Source organism: Streptomyces sp. PTL18, from assembly GCF_059510295.1.
In genome coordinates this window covers 1-17,806 of record NZ_JCAJZO010000030.1, presented here as the reverse complement: position 1 = coordinate 17,806, position 17,806 = coordinate 1, and the positions used below count along the sequence as shown (strand labels likewise).

General features: G+C 71.1%; 15 protein-coding genes and 1 pseudogene. 13 read left to right on the top strand and 3 right to left on the bottom strand.

Features of this window, described 5'->3' with window-relative positions:
- Positions 1–62: 62 nt before the first annotated feature.
- Positions 63–1,565 (top strand): hypothetical protein, encoded by a 1,503-nt coding sequence (locus AC5WS8_RS33985; RefSeq protein ID WP_496107370.1) that lies wholly within the window; start codon positions 63–65, stop codon positions 1,563–1,565.
- A gap of 15 nt (positions 1,566–1,580) precedes the next feature.
- On the opposite strand, the gene AC5WS8_RS33980 is transcribed toward AC5WS8_RS33985, so the two are convergent.
- Positions 1,581–2,057: a GNAT family N-acetyltransferase gene (locus AC5WS8_RS33980; RefSeq protein ID WP_496107369.1), complete on the bottom strand. Its 477-nt coding sequence runs from the start codon at positions 2,055–2,057 to the stop codon at positions 1,581–1,583.
- A gap of 68 nt (positions 2,058–2,125) precedes the next feature.
- Here AC5WS8_RS33980 and AC5WS8_RS33975 point away from each other — a divergent pair, with 68 nt between their 5' ends.
- On the top strand, positions 2,126–2,929 hold the full coding sequence (locus AC5WS8_RS33975; RefSeq protein WP_496107368.1) for an exodeoxyribonuclease III: 804 nt from the start codon (positions 2,126–2,128) through the stop codon (positions 2,927–2,929).
- Here the strand turns inward: AC5WS8_RS33975 and AC5WS8_RS33970 are convergent.
- Positions 2,917–3,546, bottom strand: a complete 630-nt coding sequence (locus AC5WS8_RS33970) for a MerR family transcriptional regulator (protein ID WP_496107431.1) — start codon at positions 3,544–3,546, stop codon at positions 2,917–2,919. The genes AC5WS8_RS33975 and AC5WS8_RS33970 overlap by 13 nt on opposite strands.
- Positions 3,547–3,710: 164 nt before the next feature.
- Here AC5WS8_RS33970 and AC5WS8_RS33965 point away from each other — a divergent pair, with 164 nt between their 5' ends.
- The 4 genes from AC5WS8_RS33965 (at position 3,711) to AC5WS8_RS33950 (ending at position 7,312) form a co-directional block, all read left to right on the top strand.
- Positions 3,711–5,228, top strand: coding sequence for a flavin-containing monooxygenase (locus AC5WS8_RS33965; RefSeq protein WP_496107367.1), 1,518 nt, complete (start codon positions 3,711–3,713; stop codon positions 5,226–5,228).
- A complete protein-coding gene (locus AC5WS8_RS33960; protein WP_496107366.1) occupies positions 5,225–6,160 on the top strand; it encodes an alpha/beta fold hydrolase in 936 nt (311 codons plus the stop codon). Before AC5WS8_RS33965 ends, AC5WS8_RS33960 begins: the two co-directional genes overlap by 4 nt.
- Positions 6,157–7,041: an SDR family oxidoreductase gene (locus tag AC5WS8_RS33955; protein ID WP_496107365.1), complete on the top strand. Its 885-nt coding sequence runs from the start codon at positions 6,157–6,159 to the stop codon at positions 7,039–7,041. The genes AC5WS8_RS33960 and AC5WS8_RS33955 overlap by 4 nt, the downstream gene beginning before the upstream one ends.
- Before the next feature lie 76 nt (positions 7,042–7,117).
- The gene (locus AC5WS8_RS33950) at positions 7,118–7,312 is read left to right on the top strand and encodes a hypothetical protein (protein WP_496107364.1); all 195 of its coding nucleotides are present in this window, start codon (positions 7,118–7,120) and stop codon (positions 7,310–7,312) included.
- Between the two features lie 76 nt (positions 7,313–7,388).
- On the opposite strand, the gene AC5WS8_RS33945 is transcribed toward AC5WS8_RS33950, so the two are convergent.
- Positions 7,389–10,874, bottom strand: a complete 3,486-nt coding sequence (locus AC5WS8_RS33945) for a S41 family peptidase (RefSeq protein ID WP_496107430.1) — start codon at positions 10,872–10,874, stop codon at positions 7,389–7,391.
- A 239-nt stretch (positions 10,875–11,113) separates the two neighbouring features.
- Here AC5WS8_RS33945 and AC5WS8_RS33940 point away from each other — a divergent pair, with 239 nt between their 5' ends.
- The 7 genes and pseudogenes from AC5WS8_RS33940 (at position 11,114) to AC5WS8_RS33910 (ending at position 17,789) form a co-directional block, all read left to right on the top strand.
- The gene (locus AC5WS8_RS33940) at positions 11,114–11,713 is read left to right on the top strand and encodes a TetR/AcrR family transcriptional regulator (RefSeq protein WP_496107363.1); all 600 of its coding nucleotides are present in this window, start codon (positions 11,114–11,116) and stop codon (positions 11,711–11,713) included.
- A 99-nt stretch (positions 11,714–11,812) separates the two neighbouring features.
- Complete coding sequence (locus AC5WS8_RS33935) at positions 11,813–14,089, top strand: MMPL family transporter (protein ID WP_496107362.1); 2,277 nt, start codon at positions 11,813–11,815, stop codon at positions 14,087–14,089.
- A 305-nt stretch (positions 14,090–14,394) separates the two neighbouring features.
- Positions 14,395–14,910 carry a YbaK/EbsC family protein gene (locus AC5WS8_RS33930; protein WP_496107361.1) on the top strand — a complete coding sequence of 172 codons (516 nt, stop codon included), beginning with the start codon at positions 14,395–14,397 and terminating at the stop codon, positions 14,908–14,910.
- Positions 14,907–15,752, top strand: a complete 846-nt coding sequence (locus AC5WS8_RS33925; protein ID WP_496107360.1) for an EamA family transporter — start codon at positions 14,907–14,909, stop codon at positions 15,750–15,752. Before AC5WS8_RS33930 ends, AC5WS8_RS33925 begins: the two co-directional genes overlap by 4 nt.
- 116 nt (positions 15,753–15,868) lie before the next feature.
- Complete coding sequence (locus AC5WS8_RS33920; RefSeq protein ID WP_496107359.1) at positions 15,869–16,372, top strand: hypothetical protein; 504 nt, start codon at positions 15,869–15,871, stop codon at positions 16,370–16,372.
- 261 nt (positions 16,373–16,633) lie between these two features.
- Positions 16,634–17,355, top strand: a pseudogene (locus tag AC5WS8_RS33915) (transposase); the annotation flags it as partial.
- 128 nt (positions 17,356–17,483) lie between these two features.
- On the top strand, positions 17,484–17,789 hold the full coding sequence (locus tag AC5WS8_RS33910) for a hypothetical protein (protein WP_496107358.1): 306 nt from the start codon (positions 17,484–17,486) through the stop codon (positions 17,787–17,789).
- The last annotated feature ends 17 nt before the right edge of the window (positions 17,790–17,806 follow it).

Below are 17,806 nucleotides of genomic sequence, written 5' to 3'. Positions count from 1 at the left end.
GGCCGCCGGCCCGCCTCCCGCAGCACGTCACGCACTCCCGCACCGCACAGAAGGAGCCCCCTGTGACCTCCCTGTCGTTCTCGGCACCGGTGGACGGCCTGCACCACCTGTCGAACGAGACCCGCGTGATCGCCACCCCGTGGAGCCGCATGGTGCGTGGCACAGGCCTCGGCCAGCACCCCGTCCCCTACGACGCCGAAGCCGCCGCGAGGATCCGCCACACGTTCGAGCTGCTGGCCGCCAAGGGCGCCGAAAGCAGCGCCTACACCCGTTTCTCCCGTCTGCTCGCCCACTTCGTCCTCGACGTCGCGGATCCCGACCGCCACCTGCGCCGCTCCGACCTCGAGCAGGGCCTCGTCCCGATCCTGGACGCCGTCCGCGCCGAGACGAACCCCTACTTCCGGGTGATGGCCGGCTGCATCCTGATGGACGCCTTCGCCAAGCTGGGCCTGGACCGGGCCCTGCTGGTCAATGCGGAGACGGATTTCCCGGCGGAGATCCTGGCCGTCGCCGACACCATCGAGCCGGACCGGATCAAGGACGAGAACGCCGGTCGGCACGGCCACTACGAGAAGCTGTCCGCCTACTCCGCCCTCTTCCTCGCGTTCGGTCAACTGGGTCTGAGGGACCGGCTGGTGGTCGGCCGGCGCAACCACGTCCGCGAGGCGCTGGGCCTGCTGGAGAAGATCCCCGCACCGTTCTTCCGCGGTCGCGGCGGCTCCATGCTGCTGTCGGTGATCTCGCTGCTCGGCTACGAGCGGTTCGTCTCCGGCGAGGGCCGGGACCACAGGAAGGAAGTCCTCTCCTACCTCGACCGCGCGGACGAGCTGAGCCTGCCCCCCGCGTTCCCGCAACCGATGTCGGAGAGTTTTCCGAAGGTCTATCCGCTCCTGACCATGCTGAACGCCATCGCCATGAGCGAGCGGCCCGAGGAGTACCTGACCCACGGCCGGGACCGGCTGGCCGAGGCCAGGGAGCTGATGGGCCGCATCACCCCCGTCGAACGCACCCACATGGGCCTCTACTACATCATCGCCCTGCACAACCTCGGCCGGCTGCACGAGCAGGTGCCGGACCTGGACGCCCTCGTCGAGGACGTCGTCGGCCAGTGGGTGCACATCGATCCCGGAGCGAACTACTTCCTCCACGGGATCTCCTACGCCTACATCGTCCAGACCGCCCTGCTCACCGGTCGGCTGGACCTGATCAACGACAAGACGCTGGACCGGCTGGTGGACGGGTTCCCGGACCTGGACCGCACCGACGACGACCGGGTCAACCGCCCCTATCCGTTCGCGTACGCGCTGAACGTCCTGGGTGAGGTGGGCTGCTCGCACCTCCTGTTCGAGCCCAGGGACGCCTACGGCGGCGCCACGCCCATGGCCTGGGTCATCGACCGGCTCTCCGAGGGGGGCCGAGAGGAGCACCGTCTGTACATGCTGAACCACGCCCTCGTCAGCTACGCCCTGCGTCTGCGGGGGCCGAGGTGGGGGGAGACCCCCCTGTTCAAGAACTTCCGCTTCCCCCGCCCGGGCGACAGGGGGGCGCACCGGCACAGCCGGTGAACCCGCGGCGGCGGTTCACAGCGCCTTCGCGAAGCACAGGCTCTCTTCATGGAAGCGGTAGTAGCCGAACTTCACGCACGGCTCGTAGCCGCTGGAGGTGTACAGGGCCACCGCCTCGGGCTGCTTGGTGCCCGTCTCCAGGACCATGCGGGCGCGGCCGGCCGCGCGGGCGTCCTCCTCCAGGGCGGCGAGGATGCGGCGCGCCAGGCCCCGGCCGCGCATCTCCTGGATGACGAACATCCGCTTGAGCTCGGCGTCCCCGTCCGCGTATCCCTCGTCGTTCTTCTCCTGGGAGCGCCAGCCGCCCGTGGCCACGGGGAGGTCCTGCCCGTCGTAGGCGATCAGGAAGAGGCCGGCCGGCGGTACGAACATCGCCGGGTCCAGGTGGGTGGCGTCGCCGCCGTCGCCGTAGCGGACGTGGTACTCGGCCTGGACGAGGTCGTTGAGCTTGACGGCGTCGGGGTGGTCGAAGGAGACAGGGCGAATATGCACGCCGGAAAGCGTACATCTATGCGAATACTGTCGACCGGGGCTCCGTCGTCTGCCGGTATCGTTCCCGGGTGCTCACTGTGACCTCCGTGAACGTCAACGGGATCCGTGCCGCCGCGAAGAAGGGCTTCGTGGAGTGGCTCGACGGTACCTCCGCCGATGTGCTGTGCCTGCAGGAGGTGCGCGCCGAGCCCGAACAGATCCCCGAAGGAGTACGGTCGCCCGACGGCTGGCACGTCGTGCACGCCCCCGCCGCCGCCAAGGGGCGCGCGGGGGTGGCGCTCTACACGCGGCGGGAGCCCGACCGGGTGCGGATCGGGTTCGGCTCGGCCGAGTTCGACGGCAGCGGGCGGTACGTCGAGGCCGACCTGCCCGGTGTCACCGTCGCCAGTCTGTACCTGCCCTCCGGTGAGGTCGGGACCGAACGGCAGGACGAGAAGGTCCGGTTCATGGCCGAGTTCCTCGGCTACCTCAAGGAGTTGCGGGAGCGGGCCGCCGCCGACGGGCGCGAGGTCGTCGTCTGCGGCGACTGGAACATCGCCCATCGCGAGGCCGACCTGAAGAACTGGCGCGGCAACCGGAAGAACTCCGGCTTCCTGCCGGAGGAACGCGAGTGGCTCTGGCGTGTGTTCGACCCGGCGGACGGCGGGTACGTCGACGTCGTACGGTCGCTGCATCCCGATGCGGAGGGGCCGTACACGTGGTGGTCGTACCGGGGGCGGGCGTTCGACAACGATTCGGGGTGGAGAATCGACCTCGCGGTGGCGACGCCCGGACTCGCGGTACGGGCCGTCAAGGCAGTGGTGGAGCGAGCGGCCGCCCACGAGGAGCGGTGGTCGGACCACGCCCCGGTGACGGTGGTCTACGACCTCTGATCCGGCCGTAGTCGTCGGTCCAGCGCCAGTGACAGTTCCGCCTCCACCACGCTCTTCGCCAGCGGGCGCAGGCGCCGGACCTCCTCCGGGGAGCGGTCCTCCGCGGCCACCAGGTCGTTGAAGACCCCCGCCAGGGCCTCGGCGTGTTCGCGGACGCGGCGGCCGGCGGCCAGGACGTCCGCCAGCGGGATGCCCTCACGCACCAGGGCCGCCGAGACGTCCAGCAGCCGACGGCTGACGTGCACGATCTCGCCGCCGTCCGTGCCGAGGTAGCCCAGTTCGAGCGCGGCGGAGAGGTTCTCCGGCGTGGCCTGGTCGCCGAAGACGTCGGCCAGCGCCTCCGGGGTGAGCCGGACCGGGGTCTCCTCGCCGGGCGCGCCCAGGCCGAGCAGCTCGCCGACGTTGCGGCCGTGGTCGAAGGCCTCCGCGAGTTCCGCGATGCCGCTGAGGGTGTGGCCGCGTTCCAGGAGCGCGGAGATCGTCCGCAGCCGGGCCAGGTGGGTGTCGTCGTACCAGGCGATACGGCCCTCGCGGCGCGGCGGGTGGATCAGCCTGCGCTCGCGGTAGAACCGCAGGGTGCGCACCGTGATGCCGGCCTTCCCGGCCAGCTCCTCCATGCGGTACTCGCGCCGCTCCCCGTTGCCTGCCACGCCCGCACCCTATGTCGTACCGCCGGTAACTTCCTTGTTCCGACCCCTACCCATCGGTACGCCGCTGCCCTACGCTCCCATTGCGCCAGTGATTACTGGCGGATTCATGCGGAGCGGCGGGAGGCTGCGGGATGGCCGAGCACGAGCATGTACGGGTGGCGGTGATCGGGTCGGGGTTCGGCGGGCTCGGTGCCGCCGTACGACTGCGCCGGGAAGGGGTCACCGACTTCGTGGTCCTGGAACGGGCGGACTCGGTGGGCGGCACCTGGCGGGACAACACCTATCCGGGCTGCGCCTGCGACGTCCCCTCCCACCTCTACTCCTTCTCGTTCGCCCCCCACCCCGACTGGCCGCGCACCTTCTCCGGGCAGGAGCACATCCGCGCCTACCTGGAGCATGTGGCGGACGTCTTCGGGCTGCGGCCGCACCTCCGCTTCCGCAGCGAGGTGAAACTGATGACCTGGAACGCCGCGAAGCTGCGCTGGGACATCGAGACCAGCAGCGGACCGCTCAGCGCGGACGTCGTCGTCTCCGCCACCGGCCCGCTCTCCGACCCGAAGATCCCGGACGTCCCCGGCCTGGACTCCTTCCCCGGCGCCGTCTTCCACTCCGCCCGCTGGGACCACGACCAGGACCTGCGCGGGAAGCGGGTCGCCATGGTCGGCACCGGGGCCTCCGCGATCCAGATCGTGCCCGCCCTCCAGCCCGACGTCGCGCGGCTCGTGCTCTTCCAGCGCACCCCGCCGTGGGTGCTGCCCCGCGTCGACCGCGCCATCACCGGCCCGGAGCGGGCACTGCACCGCGCGCTGCCCGTCACCGCCCGGCTGCGCCGCGGGCTGCTGTGGGGGATACGGGAGTTGCAGGTCCAGGCGTTCACCAAGCACCCGGACGAGCTGGGCTTCGTCGAGAAGCTGGCCAGGGCCAACATGGCCCGCGCCATCAAGGACCCGGTCCTGCGCGCCAGGCTGACCCCCGACTACCGCATCGGCTGCAAGCGCATCCTGCTCTCCAGCGACTACTACCCGGCCCTCGCGCAGCCGAATGTGGACGTCGTCGCGAGCGGGCTCGCCGAGGTCCGCGGCCGGACGGTCGTCGCGGCGGACGGCACCGAGGCGGAGGCCGACGTGATCGTCTTCGGCACGGGCTTCCACGTGACGGACATGCCGATCACCGAGCGGGTCGTCGGCGCCGACGGCCGTACGCTCGCGGAGACCTGGAAGGGCGGGATGCAGGCCCTGCGCGGGGCCTCGGCCACCGGATTCCCCAACTGGATGACGATCATCGGGCCCAACACCGGGCTCGGGAACTCCTCGATGATCCTGATGATCGAGTCCCAGCTGAACTACATGGCCGACTTCCTGCGGCAGTTGCGGGTCCTCGGCGGCCGGGTCGCGCTCGACGCCCGCCCGGGCGCCGTCGGCGCCTGGAACCACAAGGTGCAGGAGCGTATGAGGCGCACGGTGTGGAACACCGGTGGCTGTACCAGTTGGTACCTTGACGCGAGCGGCCGCAACACCACCGTCTGGCCCGGTACGACGACGGAGTTCCGGGCGGCGACGCGGCGTGTGAACCTCGCGGAGTACGACGTGCTGCGGGCGCCGGCCCAGCGGGGCGTGGAGGCCGAGGAGCGCGTGGAGGCAGGCGCATGAGGCGGCCGACGTCGGTGGCCACCGGCCCCTACGCGCCCCCGCACCCGGACCGTGAGCTGACGGTCCTCTCCTCCGACGGCGCCCGGTTGCACGTCGAGGTGCACGGCCCCGAGGGCGCGCTCCCGGTGGTCCTCGTGCACGGCTGGACCTGCTCGACCGCCTTCTGGGCGGCACAGATCCGGGCGCTGGCCGCCGACCACCGGGTGATCGCCTACGACCTGCGCGGACACGGGCGCAGCCCCGCGAGCCCCACCTGCTCCACCGAGGCGCTCGCCGACGATCTGGAGGCGGTGCTCGCCGCCACGCTCGCGCCGGGCGAGAGAGCCGTGGTCGTGGGGCACTCCATGGGCGGGATGACGGTGCTGGCCGCCGCCGCGCGCCCTCGCTTCCGGGCGCACGCGGCGGCCGTCCTGCTGTGCAGCACGGGCAGCGCGCGCCTGGTGGCCGAGTCGCTCGTGGTGCCCCTGCGCGCCGGGCGCCTGCGCACCCGGCTCACGGCGCGCGTCCTCGGCTCGCGCGCCCCGCTCGGGCCGGTCACACCGGTGGCCCGGCGCATCCTCAAGTACGCCACCATGGGCGCCGCCGCGACGCCGGCCATGGTGGAGGCGTGCGCACGAGTGGTGCACGCCTGCCCGCGCGAGGTGCGTCATGCCTGGTCACGCGTGCTGGAAGGGCTCGATCTCGAGGACGCCGTAAGGGAGTTGACCGTACCGACGGCCGTCGTCGTCGGTACCGCCGACCGGCTCACCCCGCCGGTGCACGCGCGGGCGCTGGTCGCCGAGCTGCCGCACTGCGTGGGCGGCACGGAGCTGCCGGGGCTCGGCCATATGACACCCGTGGAGGCGCCGGAACTGGTCACCGGGAAGATCCGCGAACTCGTCACCACATATGCGGCGCACACGCCGAACGAGCCGGTCAAGGAGGGCGCATGAGCAGGACGAGCCTGAAGGGGCAGGTCGCGGTCGTCACCGGCGCCGCACGCGGGGTCGGCGAACTGCTGGCCCGCAAGCTGTCGGCACGCGGCGCGACGGTCGCGCTGGTCGGCCTGGAGGCGGACGCCCTGAAGGGGGTCGCGGAGCAGCTGTACGGGGACGGCGGCCACTGGTACGCCGACGTCACCGACCACGAGGCGATGACGCGGGTCGCGCGGGAGGTCCGGCAGCGGTTCGGGAAGGTCGACATCGTGGTCGCCAACGCCGGTGTGGCGAACGGAGGGCCGTTCACCGAGTCCGACCCCGAGGCGTGGCGGCGGGTGATCGAGGTCAATCTGATCGGCTCGGCGGTGACGGCCCGCGCCTTCCTGCCGGAGCTGATCGCGAGCCGGGGCTACCTCCTGCAGATCGCCTCGCTCGCGGCCATCACACCGGCGCCGATGATGACGGCGTACTGCGCCTCCAAGTCGGGTGTGGAGGCGTACGCGCACAGTCTGCGTGCCGAGGTGGCGCACAAGGGCGTACGCGTCGGGGTCGGGTACCTGTCGTGGACCGACACGGACATGGTGCGGGGCGCCGACCGGGAGGAGGTGATGCGGGAGCTGCGGCAGCGGCTGCCGTGGCCGTCCGGCAAGACGTATCCGCCGGGGCCCGCGGTGGACCGGCTCGTGGCCGGCATCGAGCGACGGTCGAGCCATGTGTACGGGCAGGCGTGGCTGCGCGGGATGCAGGCCGTGCGCGGGTGTCTGCCGGGGATCGTCGCGACCGTGGGGCAACGGGAGATGCGGCGGTTCGAGCCGCGGCTCAAGGGGATGCGCACGGGGCTCGTCGGGGCTGGTGGCCAGGCCGATGAGCAGCAGCGCAGTACGCTGCGTAACTGATCGAAATGCGTGCCGTGTTCCTGCGTGTCAGTCTGGTCGAGCCCGATCCCCTCACCCACTTCGGGAGTGAATCCACATGGGCATGAAGGACAAGTCCGAGCAGATCAAGCAGCAGGCCAAGCAGAAGATGGAACAGGCCAAGCAGCAGGCGCAGCAGCGCGGCCAGCAGACCCAGCAGCAGGGTCAGCAGCGCGGCCGGCAGTCGCGGGAAGAGGCGCAGCGGATGCAGGAGGAAGCGGAGGACCGCTTCGACCGGGACCGCGAGCGGTAGCCTGCGGGTGACGTCGCCGCCGAAAGTGGGGTGCCCATCGCTTCGAGGGCGCCCCACTTTCGGATGCCCGCGGCGGTCACGGCCTCGGAGGGAGCTTCGGGCGGGTTCTGTCCGGGACCCGGCTGTAGTCCGGCGGGGCTGCCGCCGGCTGGGTCTCGAGGAGGTTCAGCGCCACTTCGACCGCGTCCGACAGCTGCCGGTGGCGGCCCTCCGCCCAGTCGACGGGGGTGCGCTCGATCTCCAGGTCCGGGGTGACGCCCCGGTTCTCCACCGACCACCCGTACGCGTCGAACCACGCCGCGTTCATCGGCACCGTGATCACCGTGCCGTCGCCCAGGCGGTGGCGGCCCGTCATGCCGACCACCCCGCCCCAGGTGCGCTGGCCGACCACCGGGCCGAGCTTCAGCAGTTTGAACGCGGCCGTGATCATGTCGCCGTCGGAGGACGTGGCCTCGTCGGCGAGGGCCACGACCGGTCCGCGCGGGGCGTTGGACGTGTACGACACCGGCTGGGCGTTGCGCGTCAGGTCCCAGCCCAGGATGGTGCGGGTCAGCTTCTCGATGACGAGCTCGCTGATGTGGCCGCCCGCGTTGCCCCGCACGTCCACGATGAGCGCGGGCTGCGAGACCTCCTTCCTGAGGTCCCGGTTGAACTGCGCCCAGCCCGAGCCGCCCATGTCCGGGATGTGCAGGTACCCGCAGCGGCCGCCGCTCAACTCCCGTACCACCGAGCGGCGTTTGGCGACCCAGTCCTGGTAGCGCAGCGGCCGCTCGTCGATCAGCGGCACCACGGCCACCCGCCGGGGTCCGCCCTCCCCGTCGGCGGGCAGGAACGTCAGTTCCACCGTCGTCCCGCCCGCCCCCGCCAGCAGGGGATACGGCCCTGTCACCGGGTCGACCGGCCGCCCGTCCACATGGGTCAGCACGGCGTCCTCGCGGATGCCGGTCCCCGCGAGCGGCGAGCGCGCCTTGGAGTCCGACGACTCCCCCGACAGGATCCGCTTCACGACCCAACGCCCGTCGCGGCGCACGAAGTTGGTGCCCAGCAGGCCCTGGTAGCGGCGGTAGTGCGGCGGGCCCTCGTTGCGCCGGGCCGCCGCCACGTACGCGTGCGAGGTGCCCAGCTCGCCCAGCACCTCGCGCAGCAGGTCAGCGAACTCGTCCGGGGAGGCGACCCGTTCGACCAGCGGGCGGTACTGCTCCAAAATCGCGTCCCAGTCGATCCCGCACATGCCCGGCTCCCAGAAGTAGGCCCGGATCAGCCGGCCCGCCTCCGCGTAGGCCTGCCGCCACTCCGCGCCCGGATCCACCTCGTGCATGATCCGGCGTGCGTCGATCCACACCGTCGTGTCGGAGTCGCCGGACTCGGTCGAGGGAACCGCCCGCAGGTCGCCCTCGTCGACGACCACCAGCCGCGTGCCGTCCCCGCTCACCGCGAACCAGTCCAGATGGGCGACCAGTTCGGACTTCTTCGCCTTGGTGAGGCTGAAGTGCTCCAGGGTGGGCCGGCCGGAGACGTCGTCCGGGTTGACGAAGGTCTCGCCCAGCGCGCCGGAGATCGGCCAGCGCATCCACACCAGGCCGCCGCCCGAGACGGGACGCAGCTCCGAGTACTTCGAGGCCGTCACCGGGAACGGCGTCACCCGGTTCTCCAGCCCCTCCGCCTCCACGGTCACCACGCCGCCGCCCTCCTCCTCGTCCTCCACCGGGTCCAGGCCGCCGGCCGCGGGCCGCCCCTCCGGGTTCAGAGCGAAGGGGGACGGGGTCACGGAGGACAGCGGGACCAGGTAGGGGCGGCAGCCGAGCGGGAAGGACAGGTCGCCGGTGTGCACGTCGTACACCGGGTCGAAGCCGCGCCAGGACAGGAACGCCAGATAGCGGCCGTCCCGCGTGAACACGGGGTTCTCGTCCTCGAAGCGGCCGTCTGTGACGTCGACGATCAGCCGGTCCTTTATACGGGCCATCCTGATCTGCCTCAGCGATCGGCCGATGCCCGGGTGCGACCACGTCAGCCAGGCGCCGTCCGGGGAGAAGGCCAGGTCCCGTACCGGCCCGTTGTCCGAGCGGACCAGCTCGGTGACCGCCCCCTCCGGTTCCTCGCTCCCGGGCTCCTGGCCCCCGGCCTCCCCTGTGCCCGGCTCCTCGCTGCCGGGCTCCTGGCCCCCGGACTCCCCTGTGCCCGGCTCCTCGCTGCCGGGCTCCTCGCCCCCGGACTCCCCTGTGCCCGGCTCCTCGCTGCCGGGCTCCTCGCCCCCGGACTCCCCTGTGCCCGGCTCCGCGCTGCCGGGCTCCTGACCTCCTGGCTCCTCGCCCCCGGACATCTCGTCGGCCACCGTGATGAGCAGCAGCCGTCCGTCGTTCGAGGCGATTGCGAGCCGTTCGCCCTGGGGGTCCGCCACCATCTCCAGGACCCGTCCCAGCTGCCCCGAGGCCAGCCGGCGCGGCCCGCGGTCGCCCGAGGCCCGCGGCAGATACGCGATCTCGACGGCGTCCTCGCCCTCCGCGTCCGTGACGTACGCGATCTGCCCGCCGACCCCCAGCATCTCCGGCAGCCGGATACGGACGCCGGGGGTGTCCGTGATCGTGCGGGCGGGGCCGTCCCGGTGCGTGAGCCAGTACAGGCTGCCGCGGACGACCACGGCGCTGGCCCGCCCGGTCTCGTCCACCGAGACCCCGTCCACGTGCTGTGCCGCCGGCACCTGGTACGGGCGGCGCCCGGCCCGTGGTCCGCCCAGACGCACGTCCAGGCGGCGCGGGGCCGAATCGGGGGACAGGTCGTCGAGGATCCACAGGCCGCCCGCGCACTGGTACACCACCCGCGCGCCGTCGCTCGCGGCGTGGCGGGCGTAGAAGCTGTCGTGGTCGCTGTGGCGGCGCAGGTCGGAGCCGTCGTACGCGCACGAGTACAGGTTGCCGATGCCCTCGTGGTCGGAGAGGAAGGCGATCCGCCCGCCGACGAACATCGGTGAGTCGAGGTGGCCCTCGAGATCGGCGAGCAGCCGCTGTCCGTGCAGCCACAGCCGGCCCATGGCGCCGCCGCGGTAGCGCTTCCAGGAGGCCGGTTCGTGCGGGGGCGTGCCCGTGAGGAGCAGTGTCCTGCGTTCGCCGTCGATGTCCGCCACCGCTATGTCGGAGACCGGACCCCAGGGCAGCTTGCCACCGGGGTCGCCGTCGGCCGGGACCTTGTAGGCGAAGGTGTAGTGGGAGAAGGGCTCGCCGTGCGAGGCGACGGCCAGGAGGTCGCCCTCCGGGGTCCAGCCGCACACCCGTGTGTCCACGCTGCCCCAGTAGGTCAGCCGTCGGCCGGGGCCGCCGTCCACCGGCGTCAGATGGATCTCCGGGAGCAGACTGCGCCAGCTCGTGTACGCGATGGTGCGGCCGTCCGGCGAGAAGCGGGGATGCCCGATCTTCGTGCGGTCCACGGTGAGCCGCCAGGCGCGGCCGGAACCGTCCAGGGGAGCCGTCCACAGATCGTCCTCCGCGGCGAAGCACAGACGGTCGCCGTGCAGGTGCGGGAAGCGGAGGTAGCCGGGCGCGTTCCCGTTCTCGTACTCGTCGCGCACTTCGTTCACCTACCCATGCTTCGTCGGGCGACGGGGCGCGGCAACTCGTACGGGGGTGTGTCGGCACCGGCGTGGCGGGCCCGTGTCCCGCGCCGGCAGGTGCGTGACCCAGGACACGTACGAAACGGTTTCGTTTCGTTAGTCCCCGGGGTATCGTCATGAACGTACGAAACAGTCTCGTTCGGAGCCCTGCCGCTCCGGCGGGAAGCAGGAAGCGCCGAGCGGGAGAGGTGAGTCGTATGACCGATGTCGCCACAGGGCGTCGCAGTCGGATCACCCCCGAGCGCGAGGCCGAGTTGTACGAAGCCGTGCTCGACCTGCTCCGCGAAGTCGGCTACGACGCCCTGACCATGGACGCCGTGGCGGCACGCACCCGGTCCAGCAAGGCGACGCTCTACCGTCAGTGGGGCGGCAAGGCCGAGCTGGTCGCGCGAGCGATCCGGCACGGCAAGCGGAGCCGCTTCGAAGGTGTCGACACCGGGTCGTTGCGCGGCGACTTCCACGCGCTCGTGTCACGCGAGGACGACTGCGCCATGGAGCAGAACAACGCCCTGATGCGGGGCCTGGCCATGGCGACGCACACCAACCCGGACCTCCTCCGGGCGTTCCGGGAGCACCTCATCGGGCCGGAGACGGAGGAGTTCCGGCACGTGCTGCAGCGGGCCGTCGACCGCGGTGAGGTCCGCGCCGACAACCCGGCACTGCAGTACGTGGTGCACATGATGATCGGCGTCTTCGCCACCCGTGCGCTCATCGACGACCAGCCGCCCACGCAGACGTTCCTGCGCTCCTACATCGACGCCGTGGTCCTCCCCGCCCTCGGCGTGCCCACCACCTGACACGTTCCCCGAGCCTGCCCCACCTGACGTCACCGCTCACGTCGTCGGGCTGATCACCTCTGCCCTGAAAACCCCACGACTGACCGGGAGTACGCCCTCGTGGCCACTTTTCTCTACGGACTCGGCCGTCTCGCCTTCCGGCGACGGCACTTCGTCGCCCTGATCTGGGTGGCGTTGCTGACGCTCGCGGGCGTCGGCGCAGCCAGTGCCCCGACGGCGGGCCCGTCCTCCTTCTCGATCCCCGGCACCGAGGCCCAGAAGGCCTTCGACCTGCTCGAACAACGCTTCCCCGGGATGAGCGCCGACGGCGCGACGGCCCGTGTCGTCTTCAAGGCGTCCGGCGGCGAGAAGGTGACGGCCAAGGACAACAAGGCGGTCGTGGACGAGACCGTCAGGGAGCTGCGTTCCGGCTCCGAGGTCGTCTCCGTCGCCGACCCGTTCACCGCGCACGCCGTCAGCAAGAACGGCACGATCGCATACGCGCAGGTGAAGTACAGGGTCTCCGGGATGGAGCTGAAGGACTCCGCCAAGGACGCCCTGAAGCGGGCCGCGCAGCACGCGCGGGACGCCGGGCTGACCGTCGAGGTCGGCGGTGACGCCCTGTCGGCCGCACCGGAGACGGGTGCGAGCGAGGTCATCGGCATCGCGGTCGCCGCGGTCGTCCTCGTCATCACCTTCGGTTCGCTGGTGGCGGCCGGGTTGCCCCTGCTCACGGCCCTGATCGGCGTCGGTATCGGCGTCTCCACGATCACGGCGCTGGCGAACGCGCTGGACCTCGGCACCACGACCTCCACGCTGGCGATGATGATCGGCCTCGCCGTCGGCATCGACTACGCGCTGTTCATCGTCTCCCGCTACCGGGCCGAGCTGGCCGAGGGCCGCGAGCGCGAGGAGGCGACGGGCCGGGCGGTCGGCACGGCGGGCTCGGCGGTGGTCTTCGCGGGCCTGACCGTGGTGATCGCGCTGGTGGGCCTGTCCGTTGTGAACATCCCGATGCTGACGAAGATGGGCGTCGCGGCGGCCGGTACCGTGGCCGTCGCGGTCCTGATCGCGCTGACGATGATCCCGGCGCTGCTCGGCTTCGCGGGCCGCAGGGTCAAGCCGGCGGGTGAGAAGGGCAGGCTGCTCGGCGGCAGCCGGGCCGCAACCGGCGAGAAGGACGAGCCGAACGGGCCGAACAAGCCGAACACGGGCACGCGCAAGCCGAACACGGGCACGCGCTGGGCGAGCTTCGTCGTGCGCCGCCCGCTCGCCGTCCTGCTGCTGGGAGTGATCGGCCTCGGTGCCGCAGCCGTCCCGGCGTCCCAGCTGGAACTGGGCCTGCCGGACGACGGTTCGCAGCCGACGTCCACGACGCAGCGCCGGGCGTACGACCTGCTGTCGGAGGGCTTCGGGCCCGGGTTCAACGGGCCGCTGATGGTCGTGGTCGACGCCGGGAAGAGCCCCGACCCGAAGGCGGCGGTCGCGACGGTGACCGACGACATCAGGGGTCTGAAGGACGTCACGACGGTCACGCCGGCGACGTACAACAAGGCCGGCGACACGGCGATGATCACCGTCGTCCCCGGCTCCAAGCCGTCCTCGACGACCACCGAGAACCTCGTGCACGGCATCCGGGACACCGGCGGCGCGCTGAGGACGAAGACCGATGCGAATCTGCTCGTCACCGGCACGACGGCGATGAACATCGACTTCTCGCAGAAGCTGAACGACGCGCTGATCCCGTACCTGGCGCTGGTGGTCGGCCTGGCCTTCCTCCTCCTGATCGTGGTCTTCCGCTCGATCCTGGTCCCGCTGAAGGCGGCGCTCGGCTTCCTGCTCTCGGTGACGGCGGCGCTCGGCGCGGTGGTCGCGGTGTTCCAGTGGGGCTGGCTGTCCGGCCTGCTGGGCGTCGAGCAGACGGGTCCGATCATGTCGATGATGCCGATCTTCATGGTGGGAGTGGTGTTCGGCCTGGCGATGGACTACGAGGTCTTCCTCGTGACCCGGATGCGCGAGGCGTACGTCCACGGGGAGAGCCCCGGCCAGGCGATCGTTACCGGTTTCCGGCACGGCGCACGGGTGGTGACGGCGGCGGCCGTCATCATGATCGCGGTGTTCTCCGGCTTCATCGGCTCCAGCGAGTCGATGATCAAGATGATCGGCTTCGGCCTCGCGATCGCGGTGTTCTTCGACGCGTTCGTGGTCCGCATGGCGCTGGTCCCGGCGATCCTGGCGATGCTGGGCCGCCGCGCCTGGTGGCTGCCGAAGTGGCTGGACCGGGCGCTGCCGAACGTGGACGTGGAGGGCGAGGGCCTGCGGACGTCCACCGACGCGACCGACCGCCGGGACCCGGACGCGGATCCGGACCAGGACCGGGAGCTGGTAGGGGTCTGAGCGGGGCTGGGCCTGCACGCGAACGGGGCGCCTCACCGGCGGGTGGGGCGCCCCGTCGCTCCCGCGGCGGGCGCTCAGTGCTCCGCGTCGCCCGGTTCGTCGCCCGCGCAGACCTCGGCGGCGGAGGCGGCGGTGATGGTGCGGTCGAACCAGCGGGTGAGTGTGCCGAGGTCCTTGCAGGAGGTGACCTGGTCGCGGTCGGCGTCGGCGAGGGGGTCAAGACCTCGGAAACCCCGTATCTCACCGTCATCCCTCCACCTGGAATTCCTTCGTGACCTTTGTATCCGGCAGCTAACCTGCCGTTCATGACGACGACGCCCACGACGCCGGCAGAAGAGTCCGGAGCCCACCCCCGTTTCGCTGCGGCTCTCGACGAGTTCGGGCTCGGCGACCTCCGCGCACGCATCCGCCGCTTCCCGGACGCGACGCGTACCGCCGCCGAGGCCGCCGCCGCGATCGGGTGCGAACTCGGCCGGATCTGCAAGTCGTTGGTGTTCGAGGCGGACGGGGTACCGGTGCTCGTACTCATGGACGGGGCGTCCAGGGTCGACGCGGAGCGCGTGCGGGAAGAGCTCGGGGCCGCGAAAGTCGGCCGTGCCAAGCCGGATGTCGTGCGGGAGACCACCGGGTACGCGATCGGTGGCGTACCGCCCTTCGGGCACCGCACGAGGATGCGGGTGCTCGCCGACCGTGCGCTGCTCGACCACGGGACCGTGTGGGCCGCAGCCGGCACCCCGCACACCGTGTTCCCGATGGAGCCGACGTCACTGATCTCCCACGCGGGCGGCATCCTGGTGGACGTGCGCGAGCGGACCTCGTGACCCCCGCCGTCACCGCGGCGGTGCTGCTCGCCGCCGTCACGCACGCCAGCTGGAACGCCATCGCCCACCGCATCACCGACAAACTGGTCGGCTTCACGCTGATCTCGGGTGGCGGGGTGCTCATCGGGCTGGCGATGGCCCTGTTCACAGCGTTCCCGACGGCCAGGGCGTGGCCGTACCTCTTCGCCTCCTCCGCCGTCCACATCGCCTACTACGCACTGCTCATGCGCTCCTTCCGGCTCGGCGACTTCGGGCAGGCGTACCCCATCGCGCGCGGCACCGCACCCCTGGTCGTCACCGTGCTGGCGGCGGTGTTCGCCCACGAGACGCCGGACGGCTGGGCGGCGGCGGGCGTCGCCGTGTCGTGCGCGGGGCTGACCGGGGTCGCGCTGTGGGGGCTGCGGGGACGCCGGCCGAACTGGGCGGCCATCGCCGCGGCCCTCGCGACGGGTCTGACGATCGCGGCGTACACCGTGGTGGACGGGCTGGGCGTACGGGCGTCGGGGTCCTCCTTCGGCTACATCGCCTGGCTGATGGCCGTGCAGGGGGTCGTCATCCCCGCGTACGCCCGATACCGGTGGCGGGGCGAATTCGTCGGCCGCCTCCGGCCGTTCGCGGCGCTCGGGCTGCTCGGCGCCGCGCTGTCCGTGACGGCGTACGCCCTCGTGCTGTGGGCCCAGACCCGGGCCGAACTGGCCCCCATCGCCGCCCTGCGCGAGTCCTCGATCATCGTCGGCGCGGCCATCGGTGCCGTCTTCTTCAAGGAGCGGTTCGGCGTTCCGCGGATCGCGGCGGCCGGGCTGGTGGTCGTCGGGATCGGGCTGATGATGCACGCCGGGTAGACGGCGCCGGCACCGACACCCGGGACAAGGGCACCGGTGGTCGGGCAGGAAACACTGGCGAAGTCCTTTGTGCGCCCACCAAGGACGTACGCGTCGCGTTCCCCCTGGGAGATTCAGTGAGCAGCAGCAAACCGTCGTGGTCCGAGCGTGAGCTGCCGGCGTTCTTCAGGCGATGGCGCACCGACTGGAAGGACGAGGAGCTGTCCCCGGGGAACTACCTGGACTTCGAGGGCGGTCTGCGCTTCGTCCTGACCGCGGCCTGGCTGTTCTGCCCTGAGACGGTCGAGTACCGCGGCTGCGTGTTCCTCAAGGAGCGCTTCCGCCAGGACACTGTCGACAACTGGTTCACGAGCCCGGGCGGCGATCGGGAGCGTATCGAAGCGGTCGCCAACCACGTGGAGCTGTGGGCCACTTTCGGCAACACCCCCCTGACGGATGACGATCAGCTGGGGGAGGAACTGCCCCAACTCGCGCTGGCTCTGGGGGAGTGCTGGCAGGGAGTCCTGTCCGCGCGCCATCCGGATCGGGAGATCACCGTCGAGGTGAGTGACGAGGAGGACGGCTCCTACGGGCCGACCGTGACCTTCTGGACATCTCCTTCCATCTCGGACTTCGGCTAGTGCTGTAGGCCACTACCTCCCGAGAGCTGCGCAGCCCGAACACGTGAGCGCGTGCGTGTGTGCGGCATTGACCTGCGGCTCCTTGCTGCCCCCGGCTACCCTCGTGATCCCTCGTCGATGTGGGGGGCCCGGCGCCGTCCTGCCCGTCGCAGATACAAGCGCGGCCTGTGAGTCCCGTCGCGAGCCGGCTTCGTGTCCGTCGCCGCTGGGAGACGCTCAGTCAAGCGTTGCTGATGCTGTAATACAACGCTGTTCAGGGACAGCGTCTCGGGGGCCACTCGGTGGATGCACCGGCTCGGCTTCAGTCCGCAGGTCCCCGCGCGGCGGGTTGCCGAGCGCGACGAGCGGGCCGTCACCGCGTGGAAGGAGGTGACCTGGGCCGAGGTAAAAGTGCCCGGGCGGCCTGCGGGGGCTACATCTGCTTCGAGGACGAGGCAGGTTTCACCCGCCGGCCGCCCAGGGGACGCACCTGGGGCCGACGCGGAGTGACTCCGCAGGTGACGGTGAGCGGTCGGCGCTCGGGACGCCTGTCCGTGGCCGGGCTGATCGCCGTGCGGCCCGACTCCCGGACCCGGTTGTGCCACCGCCTGCGCACCCACCGGGCGGGCAAAGGTAAGCGTCGCAGCATGGACGAGCGGGACTTCATCGCGCTGGTCGACGGCGTCCATCAGCTCGTCAAGGCGCCCATCGTGCTGGTGTGGGACCGCCTGAACACCCACGTCTCCCGCGCCATGGGCGAGCTGATAGCCGAGCGTGAGTGGCTGACGGTGTTCCTCCTGCCCGCCTACTCACCCGACCTCAACCCGGTCGAGTGGGTATGGGCGCATGTCAAACGCAGCCTGGCCAACCTCGTCGTCGTCGCCCTCGACCGGCTCGAAGCACTCGTACGCAACCGGCTCAAGCGCCTTCAGTACCGGCCCGGCACCCTGGACGGCTTCATAGCCGGCACCGGCCTGACCCTCGACGACCCAGCATCACCTTGACGAGCCGAAGTCAGTAACCAAGCTCAACTTTCGCTCAGAACCTTCGCATTTCCTTGACGATCACTCAGGTCCTCCATGATTGTCGTGTCCATGCCGTCTCCGGGAGGGGGGGCGGAGGGGGAATAGCTATGAATGCCACACTGACTCGCACATGCACAGCCGCCGCGCTGACCGCGTTTCTCGTCGTCGGAACCGGGGGAGTGGGTCCTGCTTTCGCGGAGGACACCCCCTCGGCGTCGGACACCTCGTCGGAGGTCAATGCCGACCTGGACGGGAACCCGATCCCGCAGGCACCGGCCGACACCGACGTCTCGGTAGACCAGGGCGGGGACTCGGGCAACGCTAACCACCCGATGAACCCGGACGGCTGCCCGCCCGACGCAGGTTTCTCCTTCTCTAACCTCGCCATTTCACTTGGGTACGGCTGGCTGTAGGGCGAAAACGCGAAAGG

Coding starts and splice junctions, on each gene's coding strand:
- AC5WS8_RS33970 (WP_496107431.1), bottom strand. CDS start 3,546: ATGGAGGAGCTGGCCGGGAAGGCCGGCATCACGGTGCGCACCCTGCGG.
- AC5WS8_RS33965 (WP_496107367.1), top strand. CDS start 3,711: ATGGCCGAGCACGAGCATGTACGGGTGGCGGTGATCGGGTCGGGGTTC.
- AC5WS8_RS33960 (WP_496107366.1), top strand. CDS start 5,225: ATGAGGCGGCCGACGTCGGTGGCCACCGGCCCCTACGCGCCCCCGCAC.
- AC5WS8_RS33955 (WP_496107365.1), top strand. CDS start 6,157: ATGAGCAGGACGAGCCTGAAGGGGCAGGTCGCGGTCGTCACCGGCGCC.
- AC5WS8_RS33950 (WP_496107364.1), top strand. CDS start 7,118: ATGGGCATGAAGGACAAGTCCGAGCAGATCAAGCAGCAGGCCAAGCAG.
- AC5WS8_RS33940 (WP_496107363.1), top strand. CDS start 11,114: ATGACCGATGTCGCCACAGGGCGTCGCAGTCGGATCACCCCCGAGCGC.
- AC5WS8_RS33930 (WP_496107361.1), top strand. CDS start 14,395: ATGACGACGACGCCCACGACGCCGGCAGAAGAGTCCGGAGCCCACCCC.
- AC5WS8_RS33910 (WP_496107358.1), top strand. CDS start 17,484: ATGAATGCCACACTGACTCGCACATGCACAGCCGCCGCGCTGACCGCG.